This is a genomic window from Corynebacterium sp. NML180780 (assembly GCF_007786415.1).
Classification (GTDB): Bacteria; Actinomycetota; Actinomycetes; order Mycobacteriales; family Mycobacteriaceae; genus Corynebacterium; species Corynebacterium gottingense.
This window is the reverse complement of the sequence record NZ_VNKN01000007.1, coordinates 133,268-155,008: the sequence shown is the minus strand read 5'-3', so window position 1 is coordinate 155,008 and position 21,741 is coordinate 133,268. Positions and strand designations below refer to the sequence as shown.

The window sequence follows — 21,741 nt, the reverse complement described above, 5'->3', positions numbered from 1 at the left end:
GCGCCAAAGAAAAACGGGTCGTCGTCTTCCCCGGTCTCGGCCGGTTGACCGGGCGCTGCGTGCACTGCGTGCGCTGCGTGCGCGGTGTCGTCGTCTCTGCGGGCGTGTTTTCCTTTTCGGGAGAACTTCTTCAACGGCGCGCTCCCCTACTTTTCTTCGCCGCCCTCGGCGGCATCTTTCTGCTCGGACGTCTTTGCGCCAGCATCCTTCGCGCTGTCCTTGGCATCGCGTACCTGCTGCGGATCGAACTTCGGATCGGAGATGTCCACGGTCTCGCCGATTTTGTCGGAGTACTCGTCTGGCCAGTTGATGACGATGTCGCCGGGCTTGAGGTCGCCCCCGGTGATGGCGATGTCCACGTCGTTGGTGGCGCCCGTCTTCACGCTGCGCTCTTCAACCTTGCCGGACTTCGCGTCGTCGCCATCGGTGGCGAGCACCAGGACCTTCTTGTCATTATCGTCGCCGTACACGGCGTCGACAGGCACGTTGAGGGCGTCCGGGGACTCTTCGGTGATGATCTCCGCGCGCACCGTGCCGCCGAGCAGGAGTCCCTTCTTGTCGCCGGTGACCTCGATCTCCACGGGGAAGGTCACGCTGTTGGACTGGTCGTTGGCTCCGCCGGCCGCGTTCACGCCTCCGGCCATGCCACCTGCCATGCCGCTGCTCATGCTGCCCGACGCGCTCGGATCAGCGGCCGGGGCGATGCGCTTTACGCGCCCTTTGAATTTCTTGTCGCCGGTTGCAGTCGACGTGAACTCGACGCGGTTGCCTTGCGCGATGTTCGGCACGTCGGCCTCGCGAACCTCGGACTTGATGATCAGGCTGGAATCATCTGCCAAGCTGAGCAGCTTGCCCTGCGGGATGTCACCTTCCTGCACGTCCACCGCGGTCACGATGCCGGCGAGCGGCGAGTACAGCGTCGCCTCCTGCAGCTGGTACTCCAGCGTGCCGTCGCTCTCAGAGATGCCGGCGCTTTCCGCTTGTCGACGCGCACTGTCCACCTGCCCCTGCAGCTGCTCGCGCTCCTGCTGCGCCTGGGTCTGCGCGGCCGCGAGCGCCGCCTGGGCATCCTGCAGCGCTGCATACGCTTCATCGACGCTCATCGGCGCACTCGCCGCGGCGTCGGCCCCAGCCGCGCCTGCAGCACCCGCGCCCTGGGCGCCGGCCATGCTGGCGAGGTCCTCCGGGGAGACCGCACCGGCGCCTGCCGCGCCGTCTGCGCCGGCAGCGCCCGGTACCGCCACCGCGCCCGCGCCAGGTGCAGCTGGCGCAGCGGGTGCTGCCGGTGCAGCGGGTGCCGGAGCCTCCGGGGCGCCGCCGCTCGAGCTACCCGGCAGGTGCGAGGAGAGGTTGCCCGCCATCTGGGAAAATACGTCGGCCACTCGGGTTGCGGAACGACCGCCGTTTGCGGCGAGCGCCGCGTTGTATGCAGCCTGCGCCTGATCCACCTGAGCCTGTGCCTGGCGGATGGCCTGGTTCGTGCCGTCGTTAATGGACTGGTCGTGGGCGTTGAGCTGGGATTCTGCCTGCTGCAGCGCCTGGGTGGCGTCGGCCTGAGCGTTCGCCTGCTGGCGCTCCTGCGCGGCAAGCTGCCGGTCCAGCTGCTCGGTGTCCATAGAGACCAAGAACTGGTCCTTTTGCACGCGGTCACCGGGCTGGACGGCGATCTTTTGCACCTCGGACTGCACCGACGTGGTGATGTTCATTGCCCGAACCGGAGCAATGCTGCCGTTGACCACAACGCTGTCGGAGACGTCTTCCGCCGACGCCACGGTGTAGTCGCCCGGCTGCAAGCCGTCCGCGTCCTTGCTGTTGTCTCCTCCACCGAAGCCGCAGGCGGAAGCAAACAGCGACACGGTGGTGATTACCGCGACGGAGCGCAGCTTCAGCGACCGGCGGCGGTTGGTGGTGGCGTGCGGGGTGGCAATTCCGGATTCGGAAACCAAAACTTCTCCTCACAAACGGGCGCGCCAACGGCGTCTTCGGCAAAGCCAACTGAAGAGTCCGGGCGCTTAGGCGTGCAACTTCGTTGAACTATACACGGGCCCGGACCACTTCGGGCCAGCGCATTCCCCCGCTTGGGGCCCGAACGACGAGGCTGAATTCTGCCTACGAACTAGCTGAGTACACACCCGGGTTCCGCACAGCGATTGCGCCCCACACCGCGTCGGCGGGCAATACCTCGACTGAGCGCACGTGCGACGATTCCGCGAGGCGCGACAGCGTTGCAACGTCCGCGGTCACCACCGCGCCAGCGAGGCGCACAGGAGCCTGCGCCCAGTCCGGCCCAGCGCCTGACTCGCGCTGAACGGCCCGGCGCGCCTCGCGCTCGCACACCTCGCCCCTTCCTGCGCTCGTCTCCCCGACTGGCTCCGGGGTGTCCTTCGGCGGCAGGCCCTCCGGCACGATCGCGTTGACGCGCGGCACGTCTCGGTACGCAGCTGCCGCCGCGTCGCAGGACTGCGGCGCGTCGAACGCGACCAGGGCGAGGTGGGAGTCGCCCGGCGTGCTCTGCCTCCGCGCGGAGTCAAGCGTCGCCGCGGCGCGTTGCGAGTACTCCTCCGCTGACTCTCCCGGATCGGGGCCGAGCGCGTCGCCTTGCAGCGTCGGCGTGGCGGGCGCGTGAGACATCCCGACGGCGTACAACGCGACGATGAGCAGCGCACACGCCCCGAACACGGCGGCTGCTGCGGCAAGCGGATGGCGCATGCTAGCCCGCCCTCAGCACATCCAGCGCGTGTTGGAGGTCGGCTGGGTACGAGGACTCGACCGTCATGTACTCACCGGTGCGCGGGTGCGTGAACCCGAGCGATTTGGCGTGCAGCCATTGGCGGATCAGCCCGAGGCGCTTGGACAGGTTAGGGTCAGAGCCGTACATGGGGTCGCCCACGCACGGGTGGCCCAGCGCGGACATGTGCACGCGGATTTGGTGGGTGCGCCCCGTCTCCAGGTGCACCTCGAGCAGACTTGCACGGCGGAAGGCCTCGATGACGGAGTAGTGCGTCACGCTCGGTCGGCCGTCGTCAGTCACGGCGAACTTCCAGCCCGACGACGGGTGCCGGCCAATGGGCGCGTCGACGGTGCCCACGATGGGGTCCGGCAAGCCCTGGACGACGGCGTGGTAGGTCTTGTCCACCGTACGTTCCTTGAAGGCACGCTTGAGCACCGAGTAGCCCTGGACGCTCGCGGCGACCACCATCACCCCGGAGGTGCCAACATCCAGGCGCTGCACGATGCCCTTGCGCTCCGGGGGACCCGCGTCCGGCAGCGTGAAGCCCATGGCCTGCAGGCCGCCGAGGACGGTGGGGCCGTCCCACCCCAGGGTCGGGTGCGCGGCAACGCCGACTGGCTTGTCCACCGCGATGACGTCGGCGTCGTGGTAGAGGATCTCCAGGCCCTCGACGTGCTCCGCCACCGGTTCCGGCGCTCGCTTGGGTTCCGGGAGGGTGGCCTCGATGAGGGCGCCTGGGATGACGCGGTCGGATTTTTGGGGCGGTGTGGCGTCGATAAGCACCTGCTCCTGCGCGATCATCTCGGAGGCAACGCTGCGGGAGATGCCGAAGAGTTTGGCCAGCGCGGCGTCAACGCGCATGCCGGCCAGGCCTTCGGGGACGGGGAGGCTGCGGAAGTCACCCGGCATGCGGCGCCTCCTTGTGGTCAGAGGTCAACACCGCCAACGCGAACAGGGCGGTGCCGACGGTGATGCAGGCGTCCGCGAGGTTGAAGACCGCGAACGAGCCCACGGAGATGTAGTCCACGACGTGGCCGAACCAGAAGCCGGGGTCACGGAACAGGCGGTCAATGAGGTTGCCCAGGGCGCCGCCCGCGATCATGGCCAGACCGATGGCCTCGAAACGCGAGGTCAAGCGCGGGGCGTAGAGCAGCGCACCGACGACGAAGGCGAGCTGGATCGTGGTGAACAGCCAGGTCGAGTTCTGGCCCATGGAGAAGGCCGCGCCCGGGTTGAACAGCAGGTAGAACCGGAACCAGTCACCAATCAGCGGGACCTGATCCCCCGGCTCGAGCCACGAGACCATCAGCTGTTTGATGGCCTGATCCGCCACCGCGATGACCAGCATGACGGCGGCGACGAGCGGCAGGTACCTCCCCCGGCGCGGGCCGCGAGGCGCGGACGCCGGGTCCTGCGTATTGGTGTGACTGTTGTTGTGTTGCATCGCCTGTCAACTGTAGCGGGTCCGGCTCCGCGCGGGCGCACTGTCGCCCGGTCTGGGCACGCAGCCGTGGTTGCTTCCGGGTCGTCGCGGTGCGGTAGTTTCAAAGTGTGATGTTTCTGCCTCCCCGAGCGCGCTCGGCGCGTCCTGCTCGCCCAGCTCACCGACCCCGTTTCGCCGCCGCCTGCCTGGTGCTCAGCGCAACGCTGCTCCCGCTGACTGCTTGCGGCACCGCGGACGAGGACCCGCTCAAGGGGATTCCGGCGTTTGCCATGGACACCCCGGCCGTGGAGGTCGTTGCCGCGGGCGAGTCCCCGCAGCAGCTCTCCTACCGGCTGGGTGGCGAAGGCGGCGAGAACACCGACGAGACCGACGCATGGGACACCACCGTCGCGGTGTCCTCCGGCATCAGCCAGGACGTGCTGCCCGCGAACCAGGCGCACGAGGACCCCGGCCTGCCGAACGTGAGCAGCGTCGACGTCTCCACCACCACCCTCCCGCTCGCCGTTACGGCGGGCAGCGCCCCGGAGCCGGGCGAGGACGAGTCCCCGGCGGACGCTGCGGTGGAGTTCACCGTGGGAAAAGGCAAGCACTCCGACCTGCCGCTGAGCCAGGAGGTCGCGTCCGCGGAGGGGTTCCTCATGCGCTGGCGGGCGCAGTCGACCGGCGCCATCTCTACGCTGAAGCTCATGGCGCCGAACGAGTCCCAGGAGCGGGGGCGCCAAGCGGTGGAGCAGTCGCTGCTGGCCGTGGCGTCGATGAACGTGGTGCTGCCGGACGAACCGGTCGGCGTGGGCGGCTCGTGGACCGTGCGCAACCGCGTCACCGGGACCTCGAACATGCTGCGCACCGCAACCTATACGGTAACCCGGCTCGAGGGCGATGCGGTCGACCTTGACGTCCACGTGGAGGAGCGCCCGACCCAGCAGTCGCTGCAGATTGATAACTCTGCCGCCGGGGACCTGGACGGGCAGACGCTTGACGTGGAGAGCACGTCAACGAACTCGCAGGGCAGTATTACGCTGGACTTGAAGCACCCGCTGCCCACGTCCGGGCAGGTCGCGTCCACCACCCGCCTGGTCTACTCGGGCGAGGACGCCGCCTACCGCGTGGTGCAGGACGTCACGGAGGCCGTGACCTACGGGTCCGACGACGCGTAGCGCTCACCCCAGAGTTTTCAAGGAGTTTCCCATGGTCGCACCGCTGCACATCGGCCTCGATGGCATCTCATTTACCTACCCCGGCGGCAAGCGAGTACTCACCGACATCTCCTTCGCCGTCCCCTCCGGCTCCGTCACGGGCCTGATCGGCGAGAACGGCGCCGGCAAATCCACCCTGCTCGGCGTCATCTCCGGCGAGCTCACCGCCGATACCGGCCAGCTCATCACCCCGCCGACCACCGGCTTCATCGCCCAGGAGACGTCCCTGCCGTTCACTGAACCCGCAAGCAAGCTTATCGACGCCGCCGTGGCCGAACTCCGCGACGTCGAAGCGGACATCACCCGCCTCGGGGAGGCCATGGCCACGGAGCAGGACGACGCCGCGTCCGCCGCACTCGCCGCCGACTTTGACCGTGCGCTCGCGCGCGCGGAGCAGTCCGGCGTGTGGGAGTTGGATGCGCGCATCGCCACCGTGCTCGCCGGCCTCGGCCTGGCCAACGTGCCCCTTTCCACCCCGCTGGGCGAGATGAGCGGCGGGCAGCGGCGCCGCTTCGCGCTCGCCGCCCTCCTGCTGCTCCCGGTCGAGGCCATGGTGCTCGACGAGCCAACAAACCACCTCGACGACGAGGCCGTGGACTTCCTCATCGGCGAGCTCGAGGCGTTTAAGGGCCCCGTGCTGGTGGCCTCCCACAACCGCTACTTCCTCGACCGCGCCTGCGACGGGATCGTCGACCTGGATCCCGGCCTCGGCGCGGAAGGCGGGTTCGGCGAGGAGACCCGCCAGGGCGCCCGCTTTTCCGGCGCGTTTTCGGACTACCTCAAGGCGCGCGAGGACCGCCGGCGGCGCTGGGAGACCGACTACGCCGCCCAGGAACACGAGCGCGCACGCCTGGAGAAGGCCGCCGAGCAGGGCGAGGACGACGTCTTCCACTCCCACGAGAACAAGACCGAGACGCGCAGCGCGGCGAAGTTCTACGCCGATAAGGCAGCGAAGACGGTGGGTAACCGGCGCCGCTCCGCGCGTCTTCGCCTGGAGGCGCTGCAGCGCGAAGCGATCCCGGCCCCGCCGGCGCGGCTGTCCTTCCGCGGAGTGCCGGAGCACACGGCGACGTCGATAGGCGTGCCCGCCGTGGTGACCCGTGGCCTCGCGGTGCCGGATCGCCTCGCCCCGCTGGACCTGAAGCTGCAGCCCGGCCAGCAACTCCTGGTGGAGGGGCCGAACGGGTCGGGCAAGTCGACGCTGCTGAAGATCCTGGACGGCACGCTCACCGAGTATTCCGGCGAGTGCCTCATCCCGGAGGAGTACAGCGTGGGCCGCCTTGAGCAGGACGACTCGTGGCGCGACCTGACGGTCACCGCGGCCGAGGCGTTTGCCATCCGCACGGGTGGCGGCTCCCCGGACCTCGTGGAGATGGGGCTGATGACCGAGGCGCAGGCCGCCACGAAGCTGGAGGACCTCTCGCTGGGCCAGCGCCGCAGGGTTTCCCTCGGCGTGATCCTTTCCACTCCCCCGGACCTGCTGCTGTTGGACGAGCCCACCAACCACCTCTCGCTCGCCCTGGCGGAAGAGCTCGAGCACGCCTTGCTGGGCTTCGCGGGCACCGTGATCATCACCAGCCACGACCGGTGGGTGCGCCGCCAGTGGCGCGAGCGGATCCGCACAAACGACGAACGCGCCAGGATCCTCACCCTGTCCACGATGTGGACCGGCGAGGTCTGGCGCGACGAAGTGGACTAACGGACTACAGGGCCGGGGCCTCCTGGTAATCGCCCTCCGGTGCCTGCTCAGCCGGGGCATCCGCGGCCGGCGCGTCGGCGGGGGCCTGGTCCCCGGGCACGGTCGGCGCGGCGCCGACGGTGCACATTGGCGGCACCTGCTCCGGCGGCAGCGTATTCGTCACCAGGGTGCAGGCCCACTCCTGGGACAGCTTCCACTGCCCGTCCTCGAAGACGAACTCCACGTCCTCCGCCTGCTGCGCGGACTGCTGCTCCGGCTGGGTGAAGTTCACGGTAGCCAGGACCGTGTTCGGCCCGTAGCCCGGCAGGATGGGGTCCACGACCTGGAAGTTTGCCCCGGACTGCTGCTGGGACTGCGCCATGACGTCGAAAAGCTCGGGCACGCTGTCGCCGCCCTGGACGGTGTTGACGCGCTCGCCGATCGGCAGGGCGGAGTCGGTCGCGCGGGTCAGCACGGCGTTGAGCTCCTCGGGGGTCGGCAGCTCGGCCACCGGGGCGGCCTGCTGGGCGGAGGTCTGTTCGTTGCTGGCGGACCCGTTGGTGTCCGCGCCGGACGCGCCATCATCGGAGCAGGCGGCGAGGCCCGCAGTCAGCCCGAGTGCGGCAACGGCGACGATGAGTTTGTGTGCGTTCACTGATTCTCCTTGCGGCAGCATTTGCTTCGTAGGTTCTCGTTTGCACTTTATTCCACTCAGCGTATCGCCCCGGTATCACCACACCAACAACATCATCTGGCACGCTAGGACTCATGGAACACTTCGTCCTCGTCATCTCCACCGGCGGCACCATCGCCTCCACCACCGACGCCACCGGCGCGCGCGTCCCCACCCTGACCTGCGAGGAGCTCGTCTCCCGCAGCGGCACCACCGAGCCAGTGCGCACCTACGACGCCGCGAGCCTGGATTCCTCCTCAGTCACCCTCGCCGAGGTCGATACCTTGAGGTCGCTCGTGCGCAAAGCGCTTGACGACGCCTCCGTCACCGGAATCGTCATCACCCACGGCACCGACTCCATGGCCGATACCGCGCTCGCGCTCGACCTCGTCCACGACGACCCCCGCCCCGTCGTGCTCACCGGCGCGCAGCGCCCCGCCGACGCCGACGCGCCCGACGGGCCCGAGAACCTGCGCCGCGCGATCGACACCGCCGCCGACCCGCTGCGCCGCGGCCAGGGCGTGCTCGTCCACTTCGGCGGCGACACCCTACCGGCCCGTGGCCTGTACAAGGCCCACACCGGCGAGCTGCGCGCCTTCGCGCTCGCCGCCGACCGGCCGCTGCCCCGGCCCGCTGCCGCTCCCCTGGCCCAACTGGACGGGTGCAACATCCCCGTCATCGCGGCGTGGCCCGGCGCGGACGACGCGCTCGTAGACGCCGTCGCCGCCTCCCGCCCGGACGGCATCGTCGTCGCCGCACTGGGTGCGGGCAACGTCTCCGAGCAGATGGGCACCGGCCTTGCCCGCGCCCTGGACGCCGGGATCCCGGTGGTCATTTCCACCTCCGTGCCGCGCGGCGAGGTGGCGTTTGCCTACGGCGGCGCCGGCGGCGGCAGCACGCTCGGCGCGAAGGGCGCGCTGCCGGCGGGCTTCCTGCGCCCGGGCCAGGCACGCATGGCGCTCGCGACGGCGCTGGCCGCGGGCGTCGACCCGGCGCCGTTGCTCGGCGCGCGCTAGCTAGCCGTCGCGTTCCTCGGCGTCGCGTTCCTCGGCGTCGCGCTCCTCCTCGAACCAGTCGTCCCAGTCCAGCGAGTCGAGCGGGTCCGCGGGCTGCAGCTGTTCGTCCGTCTCGCGCAGGCTCTTGATGCGCCCCGGCCCCGTCGAGCGGGTTTCAAAGCGGACGGTCACCCACCCCTTGCCCGCGCCCTGCACCCATCCGTGGCCGTACTCGGGGTGGAACACGTCCTGCGTGGCCTGCCAGATTCCCTGCTGGTGCCCGGCCTGCGTGTCCACCTCGATCTGCTCCTGAGTCACGTGGTCGCTCACCCCGGTCTCGTAGTCCGTGTCCGCCGAGGCGGGCTTCACAATCGCCTGGTCGAGCTCCGGGAAGAGCACGTCCTGGAGCGAGTGCTCGAGGCCCGAGTAGGAGACGCCGACGAGCCGTATCGGCCCGACCTCGTCCGGGTAGCGCACCAGCTTGAAGGCCGTGGCGAGCAAGGTGCCAGCGTCATCGGTGGCGTACGGAAGCGTGGCTGAGCGCGACTCGATGCGGAAATCCGCCATGCGCAGCTTGACCGTGACGGTGCGCGCCCCGCGACCGGCGCGGACCAGGCGTCGGTGCGAGCCCGCTGCCGCCCGCTCGAGCGCAGCGTCCACCTCCGCCTGCGTGGTGAGGTCCTGCGGGTAGGTGTGCTCCGACGAAATCTGCTTAGATTTCGCCCGCTGCGCGACCGGCCGGTCATCGATGCCGCGCGCCAGCGTCCACAGCTGCTTCGCCACGACGCCGCCGAGTGAGATGTCCACTTCCTTCTCGCTCAACGCGGCGAAGTCTCCAATCGTCTCGATGCCGGCCGCCGCGAGTTTCCCCTCCGTGACCGGGCCGACGCCCCACAGCTGGCTCACCGGGAGCGGGTGCAAGATGTCCAACTGCTCGTCGTGCGGGATGACAAAAACGCCGTCCGGTTTGGCCAAGCCGGAACCGATCTTGGCGTACTGCTTCCCGCTGCCGGCCCCGATGGAGCTGGGCAAACCGGTCTCTTGCTTGATCGCGTCGCGCAGGTCGTTGGCCCAAGCGCGGACGTGGTCCGGCGTGGCGTCGACAAGCTCCTCTGGCTCTAAGAACGCCTCGTCGATGGAGAGCTGCTCCATCACGTCCACGCGGCGGCGGATGATGTCAAAGACGCGTCGCGACGCCGCGCTATAGACCGGGCGACGCGGCGTGACCAGCACCGCCTGCGGGCCGATGAGGCGGGCGGCACGGTGGGTGGGCATGGCCGAGCGCGCGCCGAACTTGCGCGCCTCGTAGCTGGCGCCGGCGACCACGCCGCGCCCGGTGACCCCGGCGACCAGGACCGGGCGGCCTTTGAGGGTGGGCCGGGTGAGCTGCTCGCAGGACGCGAAGAAGGCATCCATGTCGATGTGCAGCACCCAGCGAGTCATGCCCCCAAGTCTGCCAATCATCGCTCACAAGTTCCAAATGGCAGGTTGGGGTGGGCACAGCGGTGAGGGCTAGGCGTTCTTGCGCACCCGCGCCGTCACGCCGTCGATCACCTCGTGCACGGTCTGCTCGCCGGACAGTGCGTCGGTGGTGACGGAGAAATCGGTAGCCAGGGTCTCGCCGGCGATGTGCTCGGCGTGGCGCTTGGCCCACCCCTCCTTCTCCGCCGGCACGGAGAGCACCACGGCGATGCGGTCGGAGACCTCGAGGCCCTCGCGCTTACGCGCGTCCTGCAGACCGCGGATTACATCGGCGGCCCAGCCCTCAGCCTCCAGTTCCTCGGTGACCTCGGTGTCTAGGACGACCAGGCCGGCGACACCGTCGTTGGCGTCCACGCGCGCAGTGCTCTCCGGGTTTTCGGCCACGAGGCGCTCCGTATAGAGCTCCGGGGTAAGCACGATGTCGCCGTCGACCACCACGTCGTCGCCGCGACGCTCGTAGTTGCCCGCCTTCACATTCTTGATGGCACGCTGCACGTCCTTGCCTAGCTTCGGGCCAGCGACCTTCGCGTTCACGACGACCTCGAAGGAACCCGCCGAATCTACGTCCTCGGTCAGCTCGACGGCCTTGACGTTGACCTCGTCGCGGATGACCGGGGCGAAGTCGGCCAGGTCATTCGCGTTCGGCAGTGCCACGGTGAGCTTGGGCAGCGGCAGACGGTTGCGCAGCTTGCGGGACTTGCGCACCGAGGAAGCCGCGGAGCACACCGCACGTGTGGCGTCCATCGTCGCCACGAGTGCGTCGTCGGACGGGATGGTGTCCGCCTGCGGGTAGTCCGTGAGGTGCACGGAGCGCCCACCGGTCAGGCCACGCCAGATGACCTCGGAGATGTACGGCAGCAGCGGCGCGGTGACGCGGGTGAGGATTTCCAGCACCGTGTACAGGGTGTTGAAGGCCTCCGGGTGCGCCTCCTGGCCCTCCCAGAACCGGTCGCGGGAGCGGCGCACGTACCAGTTGGTCAGGGTGTCGGCGAAGCGGCGAACCTCGTCGCAGGCATCGGCGATGCGGGTGTCTGCAAGCGCGGCATCGACAGCTGCGACCATGTCGTGCGTCTTGGCCAGGATGTAGCGGTCGAGCACGTCGGTGGAGTCCAGCGACCAGGTCGCCTCGTGCGAGCTGTAGAGCTGCAGGAACGAGTACGCGTTCCAGATCGGCAGGAGCGCCTGGCGCACGCCATCGCGGATGCCCTGCTCGGTGACGATGAGGTTGCCGCCGCGCAGGATGGCGCTGGACATGAGGAACCAGCGCATCGCGTCCGAGCCGTCGCGGTCAAAGACCTCGTTGACGTCCGGGTAGTTGCCCTTGGACTTGGACATCTTCAGGCCGTCGTCGCCGAGCACGATGCCGTGGGCGACGACCTTCTTAAACGCCGGGCGGTCGAACAGCGCGGTGGACATCACGTGCTGGAGGTAGAACCAGCCGCGAGTCTGGCCGGAGTACTCCACGATGAAGTCGGCCGGCTGGCGGGTTTCAAACTCCTCCACGTTCTCAAACGGGTAGTGGTACTGAGCGAACGGCATCGAGCCGGACTCGAACCAGCAGTCCAGAACGTCCGGCACGCGGCGCATCATTGACTTGCCGGTCGGATCGTCCGGGTTGGGGCGCACCAGCTCGTCGATGTGCGGGCGGTGCAGCGATTCGGGGCGCCGGCCGAAGTCGCGCTCGAGCTCGTCGAGGGAGCCGTACACGTCGACGCGCGGGTACTCCGGGTTGTCCGACACCCACGCCGGCACCGGGGAGCCCCAGTAGCGGGTACGCGAGATGTTCCAGTCGCGCGCGCCCTCCAGCCACTTGCCAAACTGGCCGTCGCGGATGTGCGACGGGATCCAGTCAATCTGCTGGTTCAGCTCAACCATGCGGTCGCGGAACTCGGTGACCTTGACAAACCATGCCGGCAGCGCCATGTAGATGAGCGGTTCGCCGGAGCGCCACGAGTGCGGGTAGGAGTGGACGATGGTCTGGTCGCGCACCACGCGGTCGGCGGCCTTGAGCTCGCGGATGATGTCGCGGTTCGCGTCAAACACCAGCTTGCCCTCGTACTCGGGGACGAGGCTGGTGAACTTGCCGTCGGCGTCGACCGGTATGACCAGGTCGATGTCGTACTTTTCGGTGGTGAGCATATCGTCCTCACCAAAGGCGGGCGCCTGGTGGACCACACCGGTACCGTCCTCGGTGGTGACGTAGTCCGCCAGCAGGATCATGAACGCGTTCTTCGTGTCCTTGAAGTAGTCGAAGACCGGCTCGTACTCCAGACCCTCCAGCTGCGCGCCACGGAAGGTGGCAACGACCTCCGGGTCCGTGCCCAGCTCCTTGGCGTAGGCGCCCATGAGGTCGGTGGCCAACAGCAGCTTCGCTCCGGCAAAGCCCTCGACACCGTCCTCGGCAACGCGGACCAGCGAGTACTCCACCTCCGGGTGGACCGCCAGGGCCAGGTTGGACGGGAGGGTCCACGGGGTGGTGGTCCAGGCGATCGCGGCGGCGTCGTGAAGCTCTGGGTGCTCCTCCCACGTGGTTGCGGCGGCGAAGCCCTCACGGCCACCGGTGAACGGCATGGTCACCGTCACCGTGGGGTCCTGGCGCTCGCGGTAGGAATCGTCCAGGCGAGTCTCCTGGTTGGACAGCGGCGTGTGCTCCGCCCACGAGTACGGCAGGACGCGGAAGCCCTGGTAGATCAAGCCCTTGTCGTAGAGCTCCTTGAACGCCCACATGACAGACTCCATGAACTCCGGGTCCATCGTCTTGTAGCCGTTTTCAAAGTCCACCCAGCGCGCCTGGCGCGTGACGTAGTTTTCCCACTCGTCCGCGTAGTGCATGACGGACTTTGCGCAGTACTCGTTGAAGCGCTCGAGGCCCATGTCCTCGATCTCCGCTTTGTCCTTGATGCCCAGCTGCTTCTCCGCCTCCAGCTCGGCGGGCAGGCCGTGGCAGTCCCAGCCGAACACGCGCGGCACGTGGTAGCCGGACATCGTGCGGTAGCGCGGGACGATGTCCTTGACGTAGCCGGTGAGCAGGTGGCCGTAGTGCGGCAGGCCGTTGGCAAACGGCGGGCCGTCGTTGAACACGTACTCTTCGGCGTCTTCACGGTTCTTCAGCGAGGCCTGAAAGGTCCCATCGCTGCTCCAGTAGTCCAGCACGATCCGTTCCATGTCCGGGAACCGGCTGCTGCCACCAGTCATGTCTACCTTGGGGTAGACGCCACCTACCTCGGTCATCATTCCTCCACGCACGTTGCGGTTCTCGTGCAGGGACGCGGAAAGTCGCGCGGTACCACCCTGCTTGAAGCCAACCGCAGGGCCGGCTCCCGCTTCATTTGTGGTGAAGGAAGTGACGTCTCCCCTTGTTCACGTCCGGTTCTACTTGCCGCGGCCCTGGAGCCGCGGGGTTCTTCCGAAAACGCTCCCCGGTGATGGCCGGATCAGCACGTGCGCTGTTGAAGTGCCTCGCCAGTATAACGCACTCCTGGCCGGTGCGGTGCGGAGCATGCGTATCGACGCCAACGCCCCGCCCACGAACCTCATCCCAGGTCCGTGCGCGGGGCGTTGTGAGCGCGTGCTGTGCTACTTCGCGCCGGCGTCGCCGCTCGGTGCGGAGGTGCCGCGGGTCTCCAGCTCTTCAAGCTGGGACTGCAGCAGGGTCTTCAGGCGAGTGCGGTACTCGCGCTCGAAGGTGCGGAGCTCGGCAATACGGTTCTCCAACGCGTTCTGCTGCTGCTTGACCGTGTTCATGATCTCCGTGTGCTTGCGCTCTGCATCGGCCTGCAGCTTGTGCGCCTGCTCCTCGGCCTGACGGATCTGCGCCTCGGCACGGAAGTTTGCGTCGCTGGTGGTCTCCTGCGCCTTCTTCTCGGCGTCCGCCACGAGCTGCTTCGCGCGGGTCTCCGCGGTCGTGGTGGTCTCGGCCGCGCGCTTCTTCGCGTCCTCGAGCTGGGTGTGGGAGCGGGACTCCGCATCGGCGAGCTGCTTCTTCGCCTTGGTGTCTGCGTCCGCAAGCTGGCGCGCGGCGGCACCGCGGGCCTCATCCAGCATGGAGCGGGCCTCAGCCTGCGCGTCGCTGGTCAGACGGTCCGCCATCTCCTGTGCCAGGCCAAGGACCTTGGCGGCCTGGACGTGGGTATCGGCGGAGGCAGCCTCAGCGGATGCCCCGGCAGCCGCAGCTGCGGCAGGCGCGGCGATGGAGGAGCCCTGCGTGGTGCTCTTGGCTGCGGACTCTGCGGAGCGCTTCGCCTCAGCAACACGCTTGTCGGCGTCCTGCTTTGCGGCCTCGGCCTGCTTGCGGGCCTTTTCCGCCTCGCTCTTCGCGGTGCGGGCCTCGGCCTCTGCCTTGTCCGTGGCAGTCTTCGCGTCACGCAGCTTCTTCTCGTACTCAGCACGGAGCTCCTGCTCGACCTGCTTGCGCACAGCCGCCTCGTCGACTGCAGAGGACTGCGACGCGGACGCGGCTGCAGCACCGCCGGTCGCGGCGCCGCCAGCGGCAACCTCGTCCACGCGGGCGCGCAGATCATCGTTCTCGTCCTGCAGTTGGGCGAGCGTGTCCTCAACGAGGTCCAGGAACTGGTCGACCTCATCCTCGTTGTAGCCCCGCTTGCCAATCGGAGGCTTACTGAAAGCGACATTGTGCACGTCTGCTGGAGTCAGCGGCATGGGCGTTCCCTTCGAAGTCAGTGACGTACCCGGCTACCCGGGCACAGGATTTCCTCCCACGTTACGGGAAAGCAATCCGTGTTTCTAATAATTTGTAACGCTTTTACCCGACGATTCTAGCCGATACGGAGAGCTCCGCCACGTCGAGTCAATCTATTTATACACGTGAACACGCGGTCTGTGTCGAGTGAAGCGCAAAAAGCGGGGTAAAATCGCACTTATTCAAGGATCTCTACCTCCGGTTGAGCTGCAGGTTTCCACTCTCAGACAAACGGAGTAATGAGGGTGGCGCGAATTACCATCTGCACCACGACGAGGACGACAAACAGCACGATCACGCTGAGGTCAAAACCGATGCCGTTGGACATCCGCAACGGCGGGATCATCCTCCGCAGTGCCTTCACCGGGGGATCCGTCACCACAAAGATCGCCTCCCCAGCAACCATGAACCAGTGGGGCGGGTCGAAGTGCCGGGAAAAGCTTTCCACCATTTCAATAATGACGCGGAGGATCACCACGAACGAATAGAGGCCAACGAGGGCGTACAGTATTGCTCCGAAAATTGCCACGTGAGCCACCATACCTATAGCAAAACGCGCGGGGTGCAACCGCTACCCCGCGCGTGTCACGTCCTACCGGCTAGACACCGGCTAGACCAGGTGCGCTCGACGCTGCAGGTCCTGCTCATCAACGTCAACCCCATCGGGCACGATGGCGAAGACGCGACGGTCGACGTCAAGACGCGACGTCAGGTTGTGCATCGTGCCCCGCAGCGCCATGCACAGGCCGGAGGAGAAGTCGATGAACGCCTTCGCCTGCACCTTGCTCAGGCTGGTCAGGTCCATGATCACAATGTTGCCATCACGGAAGGGCTCGCCCACCTGCTTCGCGTCCTGGTACGAGTGCAGCATCGGAATCACGACCTGGGCGTCGCGACGCACGCGCGGCTCGGCATAATCGCGGTCGGCTGCGGAGGAGTAACGGTGCGCACGCGACGGCTCAACATCGCGGACGTCCCGGACCTCATGCGCAGCGTGGGCGGACTGAGCACGGCGATCACCGCGATCGTCGCGCATGTCCGTGCCAACACGGCCATCACGGTCATCACGGTCGTATGCGTCGTCGTAGTAGGCGTCGTCCTCGCCGTAGGGGCCGAGGCCGAGGAATTCCTTCGCGCTGTCAAAAATAGACATTGATCGTGCTCCTTGATTGCGGTGCTTAAAGTGCCCCTTGTACTGCCCAATGCTGCTCAGATCGAGGCCAAACCGGGACGAAGACCGGACAAATACCGGGCGTGTTATTTGTAAGGTTCGCGCTTAGCCTACGGGCCGCGGACCAACCACAGCTGTTCCGACACGCACCACGTCTGAGCCGTGCGCAATAGCGAGCTCGAAGTCGCCGGACATCCCGGCCGACATCCGCAGCGTACGCCCCAGCTTGACCGACCACTCGTCCGTCAGCTGGCGGACAAGCGCGAAGACCTCGCCTGGTTCGGCGTCCAGCGGCGGCACGACCATGAAACCGTCAAAGGCCAGGTGTTCCGCGTCCTCGACGGCCCCGACAACGTCCGAGACCGTCTCCTCCGCGGCAACGCCGCCGAATGACGCGCCATCCAGCGCGACGCCGCCGCGGCTGGTGTCGCCGTCGGCAGACACCTGCACCAAGCAGCGCAGCACGTCTCCGGCGCCGTCCCGGCGGTCGCCGCGCTCGATCGCGAGCGCCATCCCGCGGTCCAGCCCCCGGGCGAGCTTGACCGAGTCCACCGAGTGGACCTCGGACGCCCATCGGGCCACGGCGTTAGCCTTCTTGGATTGGATTTGGCCGATCATGACTATCCCACAGTCCACGCCGTCGGTGGCGAGCGTTTCCGCCTTCGCGCGCGCCTCCTGCTCACGGTTCTCCCCCACCAGGCGGACCCCGGCGGCGGCGAGCGCTTCGACTGTTCCAGCACCGTGGAACTTGGTCACCGGCAGGAGCGCCACGCTTCCCGGCTCGCGGTTGGCTGCGCGTTCCGCAGCGCGGATCCGCTCTCGCACGGTCTCGAGGTTTGCACGCAGCTGCACCGCGCTGAGGTCGCCGTGCTGTTGCTCGGCATGTTGCCCGGCGAGTTGCTCAGTCATTTATTTCGCCCCCGTCAGCCAAATCACGCCGGCCTGACGCCCCGTCGTGCCCTCGCGGCGGTGAGAGAAGAAGGACTCGTCCGTAATGGTGTCGCGCGGGTCGGCGTCGATGTGCGTCACGCCCAGCGAGAGCAGTTGGCGCACGATACCGGCACGGATGTCCAGGCCCGCCGTCCCCTTGCTCGTGGCGCAACGGGCGCCCGGCAGGTGCGCTTCCACGTCGTCCGCCATCTCCGCGGGGACCTCGTAGGACTCGCCCGCCGCGGCCGGTCCCAAAAGAGCTTGGATATTGGCCGGCTTCGCCCCCAGCTCCACCATCTGCTGCACGGTGCGCGCCACGATGCCATTGCGCGCGCCCAACCGGCCCGCGTGGACGGCGGCGATGACGCCTGCGTCGTGGTCCGAAAGCAGCACCGGAGTGCAGTCCGCGACCAGCACGCACAACGCAAGTCCGGTCTGGGTGGTGACGAGAGCGTCGGTCGCTTCGACGGGGTCGGCCTGGGGGCCGTCGACCACGGTGACGGAGTTGGTGTGGAGCTGTTCCATCCACACGAAGTGCTCTTCGGGGAGGTCGAGGATGGTGGCGAGGCGGCGTCGATTAGCATGCACCTGCGCTTCGTCGTCCCCGACGTGGAGCGCGAGGTTGAAGCTGTCGTACGGGGACGCAGAAGCCCCGCCGGCACGGGAGGTAAACACCATGCGGACGGGGCGGGTTGTCAGGTTTTCCATGCCAACCAGGCTACCCGGCTCACGCGGCCGGGCGAGCGCTGGTGGTTAGCGCAGGAAATCGGGGACGTCGAGATCGAAGTCGTCGTCGCCGCGGTTGTCGCGATCGTCGCGACGGGCCTCGCCGCGGTCGCTGTAGCTACGGTCGGAGCTGGTGAACAGGCCGCCTCGCTGCGAATCGTAGCTGTGGCGCGGCTGGCGGTCCTCGTAGCCACGCTGGCTGGGCGCGGGCTGGTTGGTCTCCACCGCGCGGTCGTCAAAGAGCGAGCCGCGGGACGGGGCCGGGGTGGCCGAGGAGGCGCCGTCGAGCTGTGCCGCGCTGGAGCCGGACTGCGCCTGGGCGGTCTGAATCTGCGGCTCGCCCTGGCGGGCGGCCTCGGCGCGCACGTTGGCCTTCTCGTCAAAGCCGGTGGCGATGATGGTCACGCGGACCTCGTCGCCCAGGTTGTCGTCGATGATCGTGCCGAAGATGATGTTCGCGTCCTCATCGGCCTTGCCCTCGACGATGGAAGCCGCGTTGTTGACCTCCATCAGGCCGAGGTCCGAGCCGCCGGCGACGGAGATCAGCACGCCCTTAGCGCCTTCCATGGTGGCCTCGAGCAGCGGGGAGTTGATGGCCTGCTCGGTCGCGGTCATCACGCGGTTGTCGCCGCGCGCGGAGCCGACGCCCATGAGCGCGGAGCCGGCGTCGGCCATGACGGAGCGCACGTCGGCGAAGTCGACGTTGATCATGCCCGGGATGGTGATCAGGTTGGTAATACCCTGCACACCGTTGTAGAGCACCTCATCGGCGGCGCGGAACGCGTCCATCATGGACAGCTCCGCCTCGCCCAGCTGCAGCAGGCGGTCGTTCGGGATAACGATGACGGTGTCGCAGACCTCCTTGAGCGCCTCGATGCCCTCGAGTGCCTGGCGGGTGCGGCGCTTGCCCTCAAAGGTGAACGGGCGGGTGACCACGCCGATGGTCAGGGCGCCCATCTTCTTGGCAATGCCGGCGACGACCGGGGCCGCACCGGTGCCGGTGCCGCCGCCCTCGCCGGCGGTCACGAACACCATGTCGGAGCCCTTCAGCGACTCCTCGATCTCCTGCTTGTGGTCCTCCGCGGAAGTACGGCCAACCTCCGGGTTCGCACCCGCGCCGAGGCCACGGGTGGCTTCGTGGCCGATGTCCAGCTTCGTATCGGCATCCGTAAACAGCAGCGCCTGCGAGTCGGTGTTAATGGCGACGAATTCGACGCCCTTCAGGCCTTCTTCGATCATGCGGTTGACGGCGTTGACGCCACCGCCGCCGACACCGACAACGCGGATCATGGCGAGGTAGTTCGCGGGAGAGGTCATGGTGTGGTGACTCGCCTTTCAAACAGTGAGGAGTGGTTTCTTTCTAACGCGTTCCATCATGAATGACACAACGGAGATTTTTGTTTTCTCCCCCGGCGTGTCACGACCCTCAACCTCTACTTTAGAGTTTTGACCTGGGCTTTTACCGCGACGTGACGAGTTCCGGGTTCGAGATATTGAACTCCGTGCCCTCCAGTTGCAGCACGGTCTCAAGCGCGAGCGCCTTATTTATGTTGTCCCCCGCAGCACCCCACGTCACTTGCCGCCCGCCGGCCACGTGCAGCACGTACTCGTACGGCCCGCGCGCCTCCAAAGACTCGACCTCGCCACGGGCTTTATCGCTTATCGACGCCGCGATCTCCACCGCGTGCCGCTTCCCCTCCTCATCACCGATTCCGGGCCCAACCAGCTCCATCGCGCCCGCCGGGGGCTCGGCGACAATGAAGTCCTTGCCTTCGACATCGATCAAGTGCGCGCCGTCATCCTCGGTGACAAACGCGACCGGCTTGTGCTCGTCCACCACGACGTCGATGGCACTCGGCCAGTCGCGCTTGACCGTCACGGAGCTCACCCACGGGTTCCCGGCGACGCGCTGCGCGGCACCCTGCACGTCCACCCGGCCCATCGGCGTCTCCGGCTCGATCCCCGTGAGGTCCTGGACCTCGCCGACGCTGAGGTTCTGGGTGCCGTCCACGTTGATCCCGTGGACCGGCATCATCGGGGTAAACGGCATGATCGCGCCCACGACGCCGATGACCACAACGGCGAGGCCCACGGAGCCGACGGCGCGACGACGCCTCCGCATGCGCTTGGCGCGCGACGCCGCGTCGTCGACCGGTGTCGGCGGCTCCTCGGCTGCCGCTTCGGCGCGCGGCGCCGCGGTAGATTCATAGGCACGCACGCGTGCGGGACTGGTTTTCTCGCCCGGCTCGGGCTCGGGCTCCGGCTCGCTCTCGTCCCACTCCTCCGGGTCGAGCTCGCCCTCGTCCGCGGGGTCGACGGCTCCCTCGTCCGCGGGGTCAACGTCGCCGTCGACCTCCGGGATCTGCGGCTCCTCGCGCGAGTCGTCTGAATCTTGCGAGTCTTGCGGATCTTGGGCGTCTTGAGTGTCTTGGGGCTCCTCCGGGTCCGGGGTGCCGGAACTGCCGATCACGGTGGACATTTAGGCCTCCGCGCCCGGCGTCGCGTTTCCCGAGAGCTCGCGGAGGATCTCCGGCGCGAGCAGCGTCACGCTGCCCGCACCCATCGTCAGCACGAGGTCGCCCGGCTTCGTCAGGGACGCCACCGTCCGCGGCGCCGCAGAGAAGTCGGGCTCCAAGCGGACCTCGGTCCCGTCCGCGATACGGTCGGTGATGATCCGCGAGGTCACCCCCTCCACGGGGGTTTCGCGGGCGCCGTAGATGTCGAGGACGACGCAGGCGTCGGCAAGCGAAAGGGCCTTGGCAAACTCCTCGGCGAAGGCTTCGGTGCGGGAGTAGAGGTGCGGCTGGAAGCAGACGATGACGCGCGCGCCGTTGCCCTCGGTGGTCACCTTGTCGCGCGCGGCGGTGAGCACCGCGTTGACCTCGGTCGGGTGGTGGGCGTAGTCATCGTAGACGCGCACGCCGTCGAAGTCGCCGCCCTCGACCTGGCCGCGGAACTCGAAGCGGCGGCGCACGCCGGAAAAGTCGGTGAGCCCCTCCCCCAGCTTCCCCGGGTCGGCGCCGGCAAGCACGCCAGCGAGCAGCGCGGCCGCGGAGTTGAGCACCATGTGGCGGCCCGGGACACTGAGCTGATAGCGCACCGTGGCGGTGTGTTCGGGCGCGTTCAGCTCCACAGTCGTCGTGACGTAGGAGCCTTCCACCGTTTCCTCGGTGATCACGGCGCCGGCGGGGACGTCGGGGTGGGCCGCGACGGCCTCCGCGGTGCCGTAGCCAAGCACGTTCACGCCCCGGGCGGCGGCGCGCTCACCGCACTCGGCTGCGTGCGGGTCGTCCAGGCAGACCACGAGGTGGCCGCCGGGCTGGACGCGGTCGGCGAAGTCGTCGAAGACCTGGAAGTACGCCTCGTGGGTTTTGAAGAAGTCGAGGTGGTCGGGCTCGATGTTGGTAATCACCGCGACGTTCGGCTTGTAGCGAAGCAACGACGCGTCCGACTCGTCCGCCTCGGCCACGAACACGTCGCCGGCTCCGTGGTGGGCGTTCGTGCCGGCGCGGTTGAGCTGACCGCCAATGGCGAAGGAGGGGTCCACCCCGGCCGCCTGCAGCGCCACCACCGCCATGGACGTGGTGGACGTCTTGCCGTGCGTCCCGGCGAGGAGCACCTGGGTGTAGCCCTCCATGAGCTCGCCCAGCAGATCGGAGCGTCGGATCACCGGGATTCCCTCCTCGGCAGCACGCACCAGCTCCGGGTTGTCCTTGGGGATCGCAGCGAAGCTGGTCACCACGACGGTCGGGAGCTCAGCGGAAAGCTCGAGGTTTTCGCGCGCGTGGCCAATGGCCACCTCCGCGCCCTGCAAGCGCAGCGCGCGGACCGGGCGCGACTCCTTCACGTCCGAACCGGTGACCACGGAGCCGCGGTCGAGCAGGATGTGGGCCACGCCGGACATGCCGGCGCCGCCGATGCCGATGAGGTGGACGCGGGAGAGGTCGATTGTGGTCTCGGCCGGGTCGGAAGCGCCCGGGGTAGTCGTCGGCGTCATTGGAGTCTCCTTCTAATCG

General features: G+C 67.9%; 18 protein-coding genes. 3 read left to right on the top strand and 15 right to left on the bottom strand.

Annotated elements, in window-relative coordinates:
• Window positions 1-146: 146 nt before the first annotated feature.
• The 4 genes from FPP74_RS06540 to lspA form a co-directional block, all read right to left on the bottom strand.
• On the bottom strand, window positions 147-1,946 hold the full coding sequence (locus FPP74_RS06540) for an efflux RND transporter periplasmic adaptor subunit (RefSeq protein WP_144717553.1): 1,800 nt from the start codon (window positions 1,944-1,946) through the stop codon (window positions 147-149).
• A 163-nt stretch (window positions 1,947-2,109) separates the two neighbouring features.
• A complete protein-coding gene (locus FPP74_RS06535; protein WP_144717551.1) occupies window positions 2,110-2,709 on the bottom strand; it encodes a hypothetical protein in 600 nt (199 codons plus the stop codon).
• A gap of 1 nt (window position 2,710) precedes the next feature.
• Entirely contained in the window at window positions 2,711-3,640 is a 930-nt protein-coding gene (locus FPP74_RS06530; protein WP_144717549.1) for an RluA family pseudouridine synthase, read from the bottom strand.
• Window positions 3,630-4,175, bottom strand: a complete 546-nt coding sequence (lspA, locus tag FPP74_RS06525; protein ID WP_095534868.1) for a signal peptidase II — start codon at window positions 4,173-4,175, stop codon at window positions 3,630-3,632. Before lspA ends, FPP74_RS06530 begins: the two co-directional genes overlap by 11 nt.
• Window positions 4,176-4,363: 188 nt before the next feature.
• Between lspA and FPP74_RS06520 the strand changes: the two genes are divergently transcribed.
• Both FPP74_RS06520 and FPP74_RS06515 read left to right on the top strand, forming a co-directional pair.
• Window positions 4,364-5,332 (top strand): DUF6263 family protein, encoded by a 969-nt coding sequence (locus FPP74_RS06520; protein ID WP_144717547.1) that lies wholly within the window; start codon window positions 4,364-4,366, stop codon window positions 5,330-5,332.
• Between the two features lie 31 nt (window positions 5,333-5,363).
• Window positions 5,364-7,070, top strand: coding sequence for an ABC-F family ATP-binding cassette domain-containing protein (locus tag FPP74_RS06515; RefSeq protein WP_144717545.1), 1,707 nt, complete (start codon window positions 5,364-5,366; stop codon window positions 7,068-7,070).
• 4 nt (window positions 7,071-7,074) lie between these two features.
• Here the strand turns inward: FPP74_RS06515 and FPP74_RS06510 are convergent, their stop codons facing one another.
• Window positions 7,075-7,704, bottom strand: coding sequence for a hypothetical protein (locus FPP74_RS06510; protein WP_144717543.1), 630 nt, complete (start codon window positions 7,702-7,704; stop codon window positions 7,075-7,077).
• A gap of 113 nt (window positions 7,705-7,817) precedes the next feature.
• Between FPP74_RS06510 and FPP74_RS06505 the strand changes: the two genes are divergently transcribed.
• On the top strand, window positions 7,818-8,738 hold the full coding sequence (locus FPP74_RS06505; protein ID WP_095278035.1) for an asparaginase: 921 nt from the start codon (window positions 7,818-7,820) through the stop codon (window positions 8,736-8,738).
• Here FPP74_RS06505 and FPP74_RS06500 read toward each other — a convergent pair whose 3' ends face one another.
• From FPP74_RS06500 to murC, 10 genes are all read right to left on the bottom strand, one after another.
• Window positions 8,739-10,160, bottom strand: coding sequence for a DNA polymerase IV (locus FPP74_RS06500; protein ID WP_144717540.1), 1,422 nt, complete (start codon window positions 10,158-10,160; stop codon window positions 8,739-8,741).
• A 69-nt stretch (window positions 10,161-10,229) separates the two neighbouring features.
• Window positions 10,230-13,433: an isoleucine--tRNA ligase gene (ileS, locus tag FPP74_RS06495; protein ID WP_144717538.1), complete on the bottom strand. Its 3,204-nt coding sequence runs from the start codon at window positions 13,431-13,433 to the stop codon at window positions 10,230-10,232.
• A 342-nt stretch (window positions 13,434-13,775) separates the two neighbouring features.
• Window positions 13,776-14,858, bottom strand: a complete 1,083-nt coding sequence (locus FPP74_RS06490) for a DivIVA domain-containing protein (protein WP_095546970.1) — start codon at window positions 14,856-14,858, stop codon at window positions 13,776-13,778.
• Window positions 14,859-15,121: 263 nt separating this feature from the next.
• A complete protein-coding gene (locus tag FPP74_RS06485; protein WP_095278043.1) occupies window positions 15,122-15,427 on the bottom strand; it encodes a YggT family protein in 306 nt (101 codons plus the stop codon).
• Window positions 15,428-15,508: 81 nt separating this feature from the next.
• The gene (sepF, locus tag FPP74_RS06480) at window positions 15,509-16,051 is read right to left on the bottom strand and encodes a cell division protein SepF (RefSeq protein WP_095555136.1); all 543 of its coding nucleotides are present in this window, start codon (window positions 16,049-16,051) and stop codon (window positions 15,509-15,511) included.
• A gap of 123 nt (window positions 16,052-16,174) precedes the next feature.
• Complete coding sequence (locus tag FPP74_RS06475; protein WP_144717536.1) at window positions 16,175-16,978, bottom strand: YggS family pyridoxal phosphate-dependent enzyme; 804 nt, start codon at window positions 16,976-16,978, stop codon at window positions 16,175-16,177.
• Entirely contained in the window at window positions 16,979-17,707 is a 729-nt protein-coding gene (gene pgeF, locus FPP74_RS06470) for a peptidoglycan editing factor PgeF (protein ID WP_233125682.1), read from the bottom strand.
• Window positions 17,708-17,752: 45 nt separating this feature from the next.
• Complete coding sequence (gene ftsZ, locus FPP74_RS06465) at window positions 17,753-19,042, bottom strand: cell division protein FtsZ (protein WP_144717534.1); 1,290 nt, start codon at window positions 19,040-19,042, stop codon at window positions 17,753-17,755.
• 142 nt (window positions 19,043-19,184) lie between these two features.
• Window positions 19,185-20,204: a cell division protein FtsQ/DivIB gene (locus FPP74_RS06460; protein WP_144717532.1), complete on the bottom strand. Its 1,020-nt coding sequence runs from the start codon at window positions 20,202-20,204 to the stop codon at window positions 19,185-19,187.
• Window positions 20,205-21,722, bottom strand: coding sequence for a UDP-N-acetylmuramate--L-alanine ligase (murC, locus tag FPP74_RS06455; RefSeq protein WP_144717530.1), 1,518 nt, complete (start codon window positions 21,720-21,722; stop codon window positions 20,205-20,207).
• Between the last annotated feature and the right edge of the window lie 19 nt (window positions 21,723-21,741).

What these genes read in the sequence shown, in the direction of transcription:
- sepF (WP_095555136.1), bottom strand. Translation starts at nt 16,051, where the DNA reads ATGTCTATTTTTGACAGCGCGAAGGAATTCCTCGGCCTCGGCCCCTAC.
- lspA (WP_095534868.1), bottom strand. Translation starts at nt 4,175, where the DNA reads ATGCAACACAACAACAGTCACACCAATACGCAGGACCCGGCGTCCGCG.
- FPP74_RS06500 (WP_144717540.1), bottom strand. Translation starts at nt 10,160, where the DNA reads ATGACTCGCTGGGTGCTGCACATCGACATGGATGCCTTCTTCGCGTCC.
- ileS (WP_144717538.1), bottom strand. Translation starts at nt 13,433, where the DNA reads ATGATGACCGAGGTAGGTGGCGTCTACCCCAAGGTAGACATGACTGGT.
- murC (WP_144717530.1), bottom strand. Translation starts at nt 21,722, where the DNA reads ATGACGCCGACGACTACCCCGGGCGCTTCCGACCCGGCCGAGACCACA.
- FPP74_RS06535 (WP_144717551.1), bottom strand. Translation starts at nt 2,709, where the DNA reads ATGCGCCATCCGCTTGCCGCAGCAGCCGCCGTGTTCGGGGCGTGTGCG.
- FPP74_RS06460 (WP_144717532.1), bottom strand. Translation starts at nt 20,204, where the DNA reads ATGTCCACCGTGATCGGCAGTTCCGGCACCCCGGACCCGGAGGAGCCC.
- FPP74_RS06530 (WP_144717549.1), bottom strand. Translation starts at nt 3,640, where the DNA reads ATGCCGGGTGACTTCCGCAGCCTCCCCGTCCCCGAAGGCCTGGCCGGC.
- FPP74_RS06505 (WP_095278035.1), top strand. Translation starts at nt 7,818, where the DNA reads ATGGAACACTTCGTCCTCGTCATCTCCACCGGCGGCACCATCGCCTCC.
- pgeF (WP_233125682.1), bottom strand. Translation starts at nt 17,707, where the DNA reads ATGGAAAACCTGACAACCCGCCCCGTCCGCATGGTGTTTACCTCCCGT.
- FPP74_RS06515 (WP_144717545.1), top strand. Translation starts at nt 5,364, where the DNA reads ATGGTCGCACCGCTGCACATCGGCCTCGATGGCATCTCATTTACCTAC.
- FPP74_RS06490 (WP_095546970.1), bottom strand. Translation starts at nt 14,858, where the DNA reads ATGCCGCTGACTCCAGCAGACGTGCACAATGTCGCTTTCAGTAAGCCT.
- ftsZ (WP_144717534.1), bottom strand. Translation starts at nt 19,042, where the DNA reads ATGACCTCTCCCGCGAACTACCTCGCCATGATCCGCGTTGTCGGTGTC.
- FPP74_RS06475 (WP_144717536.1), bottom strand. Translation starts at nt 16,978, where the DNA reads ATGACTGAGCAACTCGCCGGGCAACATGCCGAGCAACAGCACGGCGAC.